This window comes from Burkholderia sp. AU45274 (genome assembly GCF_030482505.1).
In the GTDB taxonomy this organism is placed as follows: Bacteria; Pseudomonadota; Gammaproteobacteria; order Burkholderiales; family Burkholderiaceae; genus Burkholderia.
The window spans coordinates 481046-492340 of record NZ_JAUJQE010000001.1; the positions used below are offsets into that span (position 1 = coordinate 481046).

Sequence of the window (11295 nt, forward strand, 5' to 3'; positions counted from 1 at the left end):
CCTGGAATATCAGGAATTCATTTCAAATATACCGTTGACGGCGGCATCCTGCAGTCATTCAATCAACGGAGTACCGAACATGAATGTGCTGATCGTCTATGCCCATCCCGAACCACGTTCGCTGAACGGCGCATTGCGCGACTTCTCCGTCGCGCATCTCGAAGCGGCCGGCCACACGGTGCAGGTGACCGACCTGTATGCGATGAACTGGAAGGCGGCGTTCGACGCGGACGACTTGACCGGGCGTGAGCCGGACGCGCGCTTCGATCCGTCGAACGACTCGAAGCACGCGTTTGCAACCGGCACGCAGCGCGAAGACATCGTGCGCGAGCAGGACAAGCTGCGGTGGGCCGATGCGGTGATCTTGCAGTTCCCGCTGTGGTGGTTCTCGATGCCGGCGATCATGAAGGGCTGGTTCGAGCGCGTGTATGCGTGCGGCTTCGCTTACGGCGTGGGCGAGCATTCCGACACGCACTGGGGTAATCGTTATGGAGAAGGTTCGCTTGCCGGCAAGCGCGCGATGGTGATCGTCACGGCGGGCGGGTGGGAGTCGCATTACAGCCCGCGTGGCATCAACGGACCGATCGACGACGTGCTGTTCCCGATCCAGCACGGGATGCTGTATTACCCGGGCTTCGCGGTGCTGCCGCCGTTCGTGATCTACCGGACGGGGAAGATGAACGACGCGCGCTTCGACGAAACGCGTGCGGCGCTCGGCAAGCGCCTGGACGAACTGTGGACCACGCAGCCGATCCCGTTCCGCCGGCAGAACGCGGGCGATTACGAGATTCCGGCGTTGACGCTAAAGGACGGGATCGTGCCGGGGAAGGTGGGGTATGCGGTGCATCTGGCGCACGAGGGCTGATCGCGCGTGGTCATGAGCGGGCGACGTACCGTTCGATGCGCAGACGACCGGGCGGCTCGAAGTAAGTGCCGAAACGCACGAGCCCCGCGTTCTTCAGGTGGCAGGTCATCTCGAAGCTGACGAGGATGCCAGGATCGCGGTCATCGACGATTCCGACGTCGATCGAGCGGATGCGCGGCTCATACTTCAACAGCGTTGCTTCCATTTGCTGCTTGAGCAAATGCGCCGACGCGGGCAGAGCCTTGTAGATGTTCGTCAAGTCGGGTAGGCCATAGTCGGGCAGGTGTTTCAGCGCGCCTGCCCGCGTGTTGAGAATGCGGCGCACGTTCTGCTGAACGCTCAGGCATTCGAGTGTGCGGTCGTCGTAAGCGCCGATCGGTTCGCCGCCGATCTGGCCGAGCAGCATGTCGTAGAGGGACGGGCCAGCGGTCATCGATGGCTCCGTTGGCCTGCGCCTTCGTTGACGGCCCGCGGTACGTCGATGAAATCGATTGTCATCGTACCGTCGGGCGCTGCCGACAGCAGGATTTCACTCGGCGTGACACCTTCGGCTATCCGGGCAAGCAGTTCGTGCGAGACAACGGGCAGCACGCGTTGATTGAGGAACGCGTCGACGCTGCGTGCGCCGGATTCCCGCGACACGCAGCGTTGCGCGATCGATTCGATCAGGTCGTCGGCGTACGTCAGTGTCACGGCATGTTGCCGATGGAGGCGCCGGGCAATCTTGCCCAGTTTGATGCGCACGATCGACGCGAGCGCGGCGGCGTCGAGCGGCCGGTAGACGAGTGTCTGGAAGCGTGCGAGCAGCGCCGGCTGGAAGTGCGCGACCAGTTGTGAGTGAATGGCTTCTCGCAGGCCTGCCTGCGTAATCGACGCGCCGTCGGCTGTCGCGTCGTCGATTTCTGCACTGCCGAGATTGGTCGTCATCACGATCACGCAGTTGCGGAAATCGATCTCGCGCCCCTCGCCGTCGCGCATCGTGCCACGGTCGAACACTTGATAGAAGATGTCGAGCACGTCGCGATGCGCCTTCTCGACTTCGTCCAGCAGGACGACGCTGTACGGGCGCTGACGTACCGCTTCGGTCAGCACGCCGCCGCGTCCATAGCCGACGTAGCCGGGCGGCGAGCCCTTGAGTTGCGACACCGTGTGCGCTTCCTGGTACTCGGACAGATTGATCGTCGTCAGTGCGGCTTCTCCGCCGAACAGCAGGTCGGCGAGCGCCAGTGCGGTTTCAGTCTTGCCGATGCCGGATGGTCCGGCCAGCAGGAACACGCCGAGCGGTGCGTGTTCGCTTTTCAGGCCCGCCTTGGCGGTGCGCAGGCTCTCGGCCAGTGCAGCGATCGCGTCGTCTTGTGCAATGACGCGGGCAGCGAGCGTCGCCTCGAGCGCGAGCAGGCTGCGCAATTCGTCCTCGACGAGATTGCCGACCGGCACGCCCGTCCATTCGGCGACGACACGCGCGATGGATTGTGCGTCGACGTCGGGCGAAATCATCGGTGCTTTACCCTGAACGGTCGATAACGCATCGATCGTGTTGGAGACGGCGGCCGGATCGGGCGCCCGCTCGGACGCGCTGCGCAGCGTACGTAATATCCCGACGAGCTTGCGTTCCCGTGTGTACTGGCCGAGCAGCGCATCGGCAGTGTCGCGCAGGGTGTTGTGATCGATGTCGATGGCGGCGCGCCGTCCGGCGATATCGGCAATCCCGGCGCCGGCGTCCGCATCGAGTGCGGCGCGCTCCAGTTCGAGCGCCGCCAGCGTTGCGCGAGCCTGTTGCAGTTCCGTCGGCGGGACGTCGAGCGCCATCCGCACGCGTGCCGCCGCCGTGTCGATCAGGTCGACCGCCTTGTCCGGGAGCAACCGGGCCGGGATGTAGCGGCGCGACAGCCGCACGGCCGCGACGATCGCTTCGTCTCGGATGTGGACGTCGTGATGCTTCGCGTATCGGCTCGCAAGCCCGCGCAGCATCACGCAGGCCGTATCGTCGTCCGGTTCGTCGACCTTGATCACCTGGAAACGTCGTTCGAGCGCGGCATCGCGTTCGAAGTATTCCTTGTATTCGGCCCACGTGGTGGCCGCGATCGTGCGCAATTCGCCGCGCGCGAGCGCCGGCTTCAGCAGGTTGGCCGCGTCGGCGCCGCCGGCGGCGTTGCCTGCGCCGATCAACGTGTGCGCTTCGTCGATGAACAGCAGGATCGGCGTGGCCGAAGCCCGCACTTCGTCGATGACGTTCTTCAGCCGTTGTTCGAATTCGCCTTTCACGCCCGCACCGGCTTGCAGCAAGCCGAGATCGAGCGTCAGGATGCGCGTATCCCGGATCGTTTCCGGCACGCTGCCTTCGACGACGCGCAATGCGAGCCCTTCGACCAGCGCGGTCTTGCCTACGCCGGGCTCGCCGACGAGGATCGGATTGTTCTTGCGGCGCCGTGCGAGCACGTCGATCATCTGCCTGATCTCCCGGTCGCGGCCGAAGACAGGATCGATCTCGCCACGACGCGCTTTTTCGGTCAGGTCGAGTGCGAAGCGCGCGAGCGCGTCAGGTTCGACCGTGCGCGCTGGGGTGTGTTGCGGGGAGGTGGCCGACGGCGTCGTGCCGTCGGCGGGCAGATCGCCGGCCGAGTCGGTTTCGCGCGCTCGTATGGGGTCGTCGCCGGCGTTTTCGCACGACCGTCGTCCAAGCCGCGGCAGCACGCGCTGGATCTGCACGCTGGAGACCGACAGCAGTGGCCACGCACGCTGCGTTCGCAGCACGTGCGGCGCATCGACGATGGCCTGCAGCAGATGTCCGGAGCGAATGGTGCCGGCGCGATCGTCGGCCATCGCATGCACCCACGCATCCTCGATCACGGTGGCGAGCTGTCGCGACAGCGCCGGCATGCCGCGCAACGTGCGTGGCATGCGGTCGATCACCTCGATCATTGCCTCCCAGACGGCATCGATGTCGAGATCGTAGTGGCGCAGCAGCGCGGGAATGTCGCCATCGTCCGCCTCGATCAGCTTCAATACCCAGTGTTCGACCGCGATTTCGTCGGCGAGCCGGGTCTGGCAAAGACTCGCGGCGGCTTCGAGCGCACGCGTGCAGTGGGGATTGAGGCAGCGAATGAGATGGGAAGCGTCCCGGAGCGGCGGCGTCATGTCGGTAGCGGGTCAGGAGGGGAGGAGGGCGGTTGCCGGGAGCGGCGGAATTCCCGTCGCGCGAGCGACGGAATCCGCCAGCTGTTCAGTCCATCAGGAACGTTCGTTCCAGGTGTCCTTGTGGATGATGTTGCCGTCCTTGTAGGACCACGTGATCGTCTCGTAACGCAGTTCAACGTCTTCGAGATGGTTGTGCTTCTCGTAGTCGGGGTTCTTGATGTCGAGCATCTTTGGCTTCACCGCGACGATCTTCACGTTGTCGAGTTTCGTGTTGAAGTATTCCTTCTCCTTGCCCGCGTCGTCGATCCGGTACCACTTGATCTCGACCGACTTCAGCGTCTGGCCGCTCGTCACAGCCTTGTACAGATAGGGCGTCGATGCGTCCGTCTCCTTCGTCAGCGTGATCGGCTTGTGCACGCGCGTGCCGGTCAGCTTGCCCGTATTGCCGTCGGTTGGAATGTGCACGCCATGATCGAACGCAACCAGTTCGACGCTGCCCTCGCGATCCTGGACGGTCACCGAACCCTTGATGTCCGCACCGCCGTCGTCCTTGAGCCACATGTAGGCCGGAATTGCCATTTGTTCACTCCTTCTTCTTCGTACTACGAATCGCCGGAATCGGATTCCGGCGTTGACAAACCCGAGGCGGCCGCCTCGGGAACCCAAACGCGTATTACTTCGCGGCACCGGTTGGGACGGCAGGCACCGGTGTATCGGGCACGAGCGTGATCTCGACCCGACGATTCTTTGCTCGCCCCTCCGGTGTGGCGTTATCCGCGACCGGTCGCGTATCGCCATAGCCCTGGATCGCGAACTGTGTCGGTGCGATGCCGGATGCCTCGACGAGCCAGTCGCGCACGGCCGACGCTCGCTCGATCGACAGCTTCAGGTTGCGATCGGGCCGGCCCTGATCGTCTGCATAGCCGGCGACGAGCACGCGCTTGCCGGGATGTGCCTTGATCAGTGCGAGCGCATCGACCATCGCGCGCGTGGTGCCCGTCTTGAGCTGCGCTTTGCCACTGTCGAACAGCGACATGCTGTCCAGCGTGACGACGGCGGGCGGCGGTGGGGGCGGTTCATACGAGGCGATGGCTTCGTTGAGGACCGGCAGCAGCGGTGCACCGTGATAAGTGCCGAACGACAGCCGGAGCGGAACGCCGACACGCGCGTACCGGTCGAGCTGATCGCGATCCGACGCAAGGACCCGGAGCGCGTCGCGTTTTGCCGCGTCCTGCGTGGCAGGGATACCGTTGTAGCGTTCGAGGTGCTCGCCGATGCGAGCCATCAGCGCCTCGTTGTTCTTCGCGGCGCAGCAGATGGCGGCGATCGCAGCACAGGCAACGATCGCAATGACGTGCGCGACGGCGGTGATGCGCGGCGATCGCCACGACCGGCGTGGCGTCGCGTCGATCAGCGGCTGCGGCAAGGGCCAGGGCAGCGGCGACGCAGGCAGTGCAGAGGGAGCGATACCCGTCTGGCCGCGTACTTCACGTTCCCACGGTTTGCCGGGGCCCGTTGCCGGGCCATGGTCGATCCAGCCGGCGCCGAACAGCGGCCAGGGCGAGGCGGGCTGGCGTCGATCCGTCAGCGGGTCGAACACGATACGGCGGCTCCATCCGATCATCGACGCGATTCCGGCGGCACGCGCCGCGACCGCCTGGCTTCCTTCGGCATGGAACGCATCCGACTCGGCTGCGTCGATTGCGGCGTCGAAGCGGTGCAGATCGACGATTGCCGATCCCGTCGACATGCCATACCACTGGGCCGCCGATTCACCGGCCGCCGGCATCGTCGCGGCATCTGCGTTCGAGAGTCGCTGATAGAGGGCGACGTAGCCCGGCAGCGACGTGCCGAGCATGCGAGACGCATCCGCAACGGCCTGACGGATCACGCGCAACGACTGCGACAGCGTATCGTCGTTCGCATGAAGGCCCGGCGCGACCGACAGCACGACGCAATCCGGCGCATGGCCGTCGCGCCACTGGCGGACCGCGACAGCGAGCCGGGGGAGATCCTGGGGCCGATCTGCGCGTAACCAGATTGCACCGTCGCCAACATGGACGAAGCGCGAGCGTGCCGTATCGCGATCGAACAAGGCCGGCAGGCCGTCACCGATGACGAGGGCGAGCGGCATTCTCGTGCGCAGAGCGACGGGCAGGTCGGCGGTCGCTGCGCCGAGCTGCGCGATCACGTGTACGTTCCGTTCGCGAGCCCGCGTCAATCTGCGCGAATGCCGCCAGAGGATCAGCACGGAGAGTGCGACGATGAATGCCACCCATCCCCACATGACGCCGCGATCGACGGGCATCACCCCTCCGATGACGGCCAGCGTCAGCGCCGCGGACAGCGTCACGACCGAGCGTAGCGGATAGCCCAGGCCCGACAGGGCCGCGCGTGCCGCATCGGAATCGGTGTGGGTGGCGGCAGGTGGGTGCGTGGTGTCCGAAGTCACGGCCGTTTCACTTTCTGAACGAGTTGTGCCAGTTCCGCATCGAGGATGCGATCCCACGCGAACCAGACGAGTATCGCGATCACGCAGGCCGTTCCCGCGATCGCCCATGGCGACAGGCTTCTGAGACGGTCGATCAGACGCGTGTTCGAGCGATCGGTGACGAAGCCCGGCCGCGTGGCCGGCCGCAACTGATCTATCTGCGCCACCAGTGCGGCGATCAGTGCCTGACGTTTCGCTTCGCCGTCGTGCGCGTCTGCCGATGCGCCCGAGCGGGCGGCGTAGCGGCCGCGGAATCCCAGGCCGAGAACGGCCGCATAGCATTCGAGCAAGTCGACGTTCGGTGCGGGTTCGCGCATCCGGAATTCGAGCCGTTCGTAAATGCGCGTGCCGGCGTCGTGCGTGCCGAATCGGTCGACCTGCAACGGTCGGGACTCCCAGTCCCCCTTGCTGGCGGCCGGCAGATACCGCAGGGCGGCTTCGTCGATCAGCCCGCACTGGGCGATGACGGCATCGTCCCGTACGTCAGCGGCAATCCCTTGCGCATCGAGCGCTGTCGAGAACTGGGCGACGAGCCGGAGGCATTGCCGACGCAGGTTTTCCTGGTTGTCGACCTGACCGCCGTTCGACAGATGAGAGACGAGCAGCGCCGTATCGCGCAGCAGCGCACGTATCGACGCTCGAGGCGAGTGACCGGACGACGGCTCCCGCGCAAGCAGTGCGGCTTCGTGACGTGTGGAGACGAGGGTGTTCATCAGCGCAGCACCGCATAGAGTTCGATCGACGCGTCGGGAACCGACGCCGGCAGATAGATCTGGCAGGCGCGTGCGGCGAGCATCCTCGCATGCGCGGCGTCGCGCGCATCGAGCGCGAAATAGTGGTTGTCCAGCCGGACCGGAATGGCGCCGGGCACCCGCTGCACAGCCTTGAGCGGAATTCCCGCAACGGCGGAATTGACGATATGTTCGACGTCGTCCGGTGCGCCGATCTTGCACAGGCGCGGGAACTGTTCGACGAGCTCGAATGCCGGCAGTGCGGCGTTGACGGACAGATACCAGTCCGCGGCCCCTTCGACGATGCGTTCGTCGCGGAACTGGCCGACCCAGGTGGTCGGCGTCGTATGCGAGAGCCCGATCGAGACGACCCGTGACGGGATGATCGCGTCGAGCAGATCGCGAATCAGCGATTCGAGCGTCGTGAACACGTCATGGGAGCTCGCATGATCGTAAGGGGGAATATCGGTCAGCGAGACGCGCGTCGAGAACGTGGTCAGCGAGCCGGCCAACTGGGTGAGTACCTGGTACAGGCGATCGGTCGGCTGCCCCGGGTGCGACGCCAGGAAGCGCAGTTGCGGCCAGGCCTGATGAATGCAGTTCAGGAGCCAGAAAAGCTGGACGTCGGCGACGCCGTATTCGGCCACCTGCTCGATGCGCTCGCTGCGGCGCGCACCGAGGATCGCGCTTTTGGCGGCGAGGATATCGGCGATCCGTTGGACGCGCTCGATATGCAGCGCGTGACCGGATAACGTCAGGCAAGGCGGGACATATCGGCGATCGACCTGGAACTGTCCGCTTGTCGTCCGTATCAGTCGTGCGATAGCGCATGCCGTGTCGTCCGCGTGCGACTCGAAGCCGAACAGCAACCGGACGGCGTGGCGCTCGGCGGCGATTTCGGTTTCGCTTGCGCCGTTCAGGTCTGTCACCTTGACGAATTCGCGATACGCGCGCCGCGGGCGGGCCAGCGCCGTTTCGTCGAAGCGGCAGTTGTTGCCGTTCGCATCGGGCAGCGCGAGCGCGGCCAGCACGTCGATGGTCTGGGCATCGACAGGAATTTCGCTGGTCAGGTCGCGCGCGGGCGGCAACGCATCGGCGACGGTCGTGTCGATCGGCGTGCCGTCGGGGAAGCGCAATTGCAGCCGGGTGAGCTTCAGGCGACCGGCGGCAAGAGCCTCTTCGTCGACGTCGACGTTCAGCGTCCCCCACGGCTCAACGGCAATCGCCGAAGCCAGTTGTTGCAGCGCGAACCCGTTCCAGCGTTCCTGCTGCTGGAAATGCTGCTGCGTAAGAATCAGCCCTTCATGCCAGAGCGGTTTGTCGATCCGCATGGTTTGGTTGTAATGATCCAGGAATTATGAGGCGCCGATTCTATACATCGTTTTGCGATTTCGTATACCCCGGTTTATTCGAATTTGTTGAAAATCGTGTCGATTAATTTGAGATAAATGGGTATTTATTGTGAGATTGATTCGGTGGGTTTGGTTTTCATGTGTCGAATCATGAGGTGCAGTTTTTTTATTAAGATTATGCCTAGCCTTTGTGTGAAATTTATCACATAAAAATCATATAGATAGGGGGAATTTAAGGAATATTTTGATATCGTTTGCGGGTGGCGTCATGGCGCCGTAGCGTGCGTCGAGAGATCGCGTGAAAGTAGGACAAGTCTTATGCTCGAAAAATTGCCGTGTCGTTAATTTCCGATTTTTTTGTGTTTCGGGTTTACTCGTTGATAAAGGCCGTGATATTTTCTGCCGCCTGAGTCGGATATCGGGCCGCGAATATCCGACTCGGTCGTCCGTCGATGCACGTTGCGGGGTTCGGCATGGGCGATGCGGACGACGGAGCATCCGTGGTCGTGGGTGCGTGTCGCGGAGTCTTCAAGCTTCCTGAGATAAGGAGAACGAATTGGATAGCTTTCAGCGAGAGATCCCGAAGAGCCGGGTGTCGATCACCCTCGATCTGCATACGGGCGGGGCGCAGAAGAAGGTCGAGCTGCCCCTGAAGCTGCTGGTGGCGGGCGACTTCAGCGCCGGGCGCGAACAGGCGCCGCTGGCCGAGCGCAAGAAGGTAAACATCGACAAGAACAACTTCGATGCGGTGCTGGCCGACTACGCGCCGGATCTCAAGATCGCCGCGGACAACACGCTGGCCGGCGACGGTTCGGAACTGCCCGTCAACCTGTCGTTCCGGTCGATCAAGGATTTCGAGCCCGAGCAGGTGGCGCGCCAGATTCCCGAACTCCAGGCGCTTCTCGCGATGCGCAATCTGCTGCGCGACCTGAAATCGAATCTGCTCGACAACGGCATGTTCCGCCGCGAGTTCGAGAAGGTGCTGAAGGACGATCGCCTGTCCGCGAAGCTGCGCGGCGAGCTCGCGCAGATCGCGACCGCCGCGACGCAGCCGGAAGGGCATGCGTGAACGCCGCTGGGCAAAACGCGCGTTCAGCGCATTCCGCAACATCGTAGCGATTCGATCGCAGACAGGACCCGAGATGAAACCCACTGAAACCCAGCAGAGCGGCGCGACCGAGACCGTCGTGCTGGACGCCCCGCACGGGGATATCGACAGCGTCTATGCGTCGCTGTGCAGCAAGATCAACCTGAAACCGATCAGTGAAGCGCGACCGCTCGAGGCGTTCCGCGACAACGACATGCTGTCCGAGGCATCGGCCGACGAACGGATCGCACGCGGCATGGGCGCGTTCCTCGAACTCGTCGCAAAGGCGAGCCAGCCGGTGGACCGCCTCGACAAATCGCTGCTCGACTTCCATATCGGCCAGATCGACCGGCAGATCGGCCGCCAGCTCGACGCCGTGATGCATACGTCGGAATTCCAGGCGCTCGAAGCGCGCTGGCGCGGCCTGAAGATGCTCGTGAGCCGTACCGATTTCCGCAAGAACGCGCGCATCGAAGTGCTGGACGTATCGAAGGATGCGCTGCAGCGCGACTTCGAGGATACGCCGGAACTGATCCAGAGCGGCTTGTACCGCCTGACGTACATCGAGGAATACGACACGCCGGGGGGCCAGCCGATCAGCGCGATGATCAGCGACTTCGAGTTCGCGAATTCGCCGATGGACGTCGCACTGCTGCGCAACATTTCGAAGGTGGCGGCCGCGGCGCACATGCCGTTCATCGGCTCGGTCGGTCCGGCGTTCTTCGGCAAGCAGTCGATGGAGGAAGTCGCGGCGATCCAGGACATCGGCAACTACTTCGATCGCGCCGAATACATCAAGTGGAAGAGCTTCCGCGATACCGACGACGCCCGTTACGTGGGCCTGACGATGCCGCGCGTGCTCGGCCGTCTGCCGTACGGCAAGGACACGGCACCGGTGCGGGCGTTCAATTACGAGGAGGCCGTCAAGGGCCCCGATCACGACAAGTACCTGTGGATGAATGCGTCGTTCGCGTTCGCGGCGAACATGGTGCGCAGCTTCGTGAGCAACGGCTGGTGCGTGCAGATCCGCGGGCCGCAGGCGGGCGGCAAGGTCGAGGATCTGCCGGTCCACCTGTACGACCTCGGCACCGGCTACCAGCCGAAGATCCCGACCGAAGTGCTGATCCCGGAAACCCGTGAATTCGAGTTCGCGAATCTCGGTTTCATCCCGCTGTCGTTCTACAAGAACCACGACTTTGCGTGTTTCTTCTCCGCGAACTCGGCGCAGAAGCCTGCGTTGTACGAGACCAAGGAAGCGACCGCGAACAGTCGCATCAATGCACGGCTGCCGTACATCTTCCTGCTGTCGCGCATCGCGCACTACCTGAAGCTGATCCAGCGCGAGAACATCGGCACGACCAAGGATCGTCGTCTGCTCGAACTCGAGTTGAACAACTGGATCAAGGGGCTCGTGACCGAGATGAAGGATCCGGGCGACGAGTTGCAGGCGTCGCATCCGCTGCGCGAGGCGAAGGTCACGGTCGAGGATATCGAGGACAACCCGGGCTTCTTCCGGATCAAGCTGTTCATCGTCCCGCACTTCCAGGTCGAAGGGATGGATATTGGGCTGTCGCTCGTGTCGCAGATGCCGAAGGCCAAGAACTGATCCGACGTTTGATCGCGAGCCGCCG

General features: G+C 63.7%; 9 protein-coding genes. 3 read left to right on the forward strand and 6 right to left on the reverse strand.

The features are described 5' to 3' along the window. The first annotated feature begins 79 nt into the window (after positions 1–79). A complete protein-coding gene (locus QZM35_RS02270) occupies positions 80–865 on the forward strand; it encodes an NAD(P)H-dependent oxidoreductase (protein ID WP_089428101.1) in 786 nt (261 codons plus the stop codon). Positions 866–875: 10 nt separating this feature from the next. Here the strand turns inward: QZM35_RS02270 and tssE are convergent, their stop codons facing one another. The 6 genes from tssE to tssK form a co-directional block, all read right to left on the reverse strand. Continuing rightward, positions 876–1298: a type VI secretion system baseplate subunit TssE gene (gene tssE / locus QZM35_RS02275; protein WP_089428100.1), complete on the reverse strand. Its 423-nt coding sequence runs from the start codon at positions 1296–1298 to the stop codon at positions 876–878. Then, positions 1295–4003, reverse strand: a complete 2709-nt coding sequence (tssH, locus tag QZM35_RS02280; protein WP_301775330.1) for a type VI secretion system ATPase TssH — start codon at positions 4001–4003, stop codon at positions 1295–1297. The genes tssE and tssH overlap by 4 nt, the downstream gene beginning before the upstream one ends. Before the next feature lie 93 nt (positions 4004–4096). Continuing rightward, positions 4097–4582, reverse strand: coding sequence for an Hcp family type VI secretion system effector (locus QZM35_RS02285; protein ID WP_006750272.1), 486 nt, complete (start codon positions 4580–4582; stop codon positions 4097–4099). A 94-nt stretch (positions 4583–4676) separates the two neighbouring features. Continuing rightward, positions 4677–6455: an OmpA family protein gene (locus QZM35_RS02290; RefSeq protein WP_301775331.1), complete on the reverse strand. Its 1779-nt coding sequence runs from the start codon at positions 6453–6455 to the stop codon at positions 4677–4679. Further along, complete coding sequence (locus QZM35_RS02295) at positions 6452–7207, reverse strand: DotU family type IV/VI secretion system protein (protein WP_179255103.1); 756 nt, start codon at positions 7205–7207, stop codon at positions 6452–6454. The genes QZM35_RS02290 and QZM35_RS02295 overlap by 4 nt, the downstream gene beginning before the upstream one ends. Next, positions 7207–8556, reverse strand: coding sequence for a type VI secretion system baseplate subunit TssK (tssK, locus tag QZM35_RS02300; protein ID WP_301775332.1), 1350 nt, complete (start codon positions 8554–8556; stop codon positions 7207–7209). The genes QZM35_RS02295 and tssK overlap by 1 nt, the downstream gene beginning before the upstream one ends. 577 nt (positions 8557–9133) lie before the next feature. Here tssK and tssB point away from each other — a divergent pair. Both tssB and tssC read left to right on the forward strand, forming a co-directional pair. Then, the gene (gene tssB, locus QZM35_RS02305; RefSeq protein WP_089428097.1) at positions 9134–9646 is read left to right on the forward strand and encodes a type VI secretion system contractile sheath small subunit; all 513 of its coding nucleotides are present in this window, start codon (positions 9134–9136) and stop codon (positions 9644–9646) included. Positions 9647–9719: 73 nt separating this feature from the next. Further along, positions 9720–11270 (forward strand): type VI secretion system contractile sheath large subunit, encoded by a 1551-nt coding sequence (gene tssC / locus QZM35_RS02310; RefSeq protein WP_089432315.1) that lies wholly within the window; start codon positions 9720–9722, stop codon positions 11268–11270. Positions 11271–11295: the final 25 nt, after the last annotated feature.

What these genes read in the sequence shown, in the direction of transcription:
- QZM35_RS02270 (WP_089428101.1), top strand. Translation starts at nt 80, where the DNA reads ATGAATGTGCTGATCGTCTATGCCCATCCCGAACCACGTTCGCTGAAC.
- tssE (WP_089428100.1), bottom strand. Translation starts at nt 1,298, where the DNA reads ATGACCGCTGGCCCGTCCCTCTACGACATGCTGCTCGGCCAGATCGGC.
- tssH (WP_301775330.1), bottom strand. Translation starts at nt 4,003, where the DNA reads ATGACGCCGCCGCTCCGGGACGCTTCCCATCTCATTCGCTGCCTCAAT.
- QZM35_RS02285 (WP_006750272.1), bottom strand. Translation starts at nt 4,582, where the DNA reads ATGGCAATTCCGGCCTACATGTGGCTCAAGGACGACGGCGGTGCGGAC.
- QZM35_RS02295 (WP_179255103.1), bottom strand. Translation starts at nt 7,207, where the DNA reads ATGAACACCCTCGTCTCCACACGTCACGAAGCCGCACTGCTTGCGCGG.
- tssK (WP_301775332.1), bottom strand. Translation starts at nt 8,556, where the DNA reads ATGCGGATCGACAAACCGCTCTGGCATGAAGGGCTGATTCTTACGCAG.
- tssC (WP_089432315.1), top strand. Translation starts at nt 9,720, where the DNA reads ATGAAACCCACTGAAACCCAGCAGAGCGGCGCGACCGAGACCGTCGTG.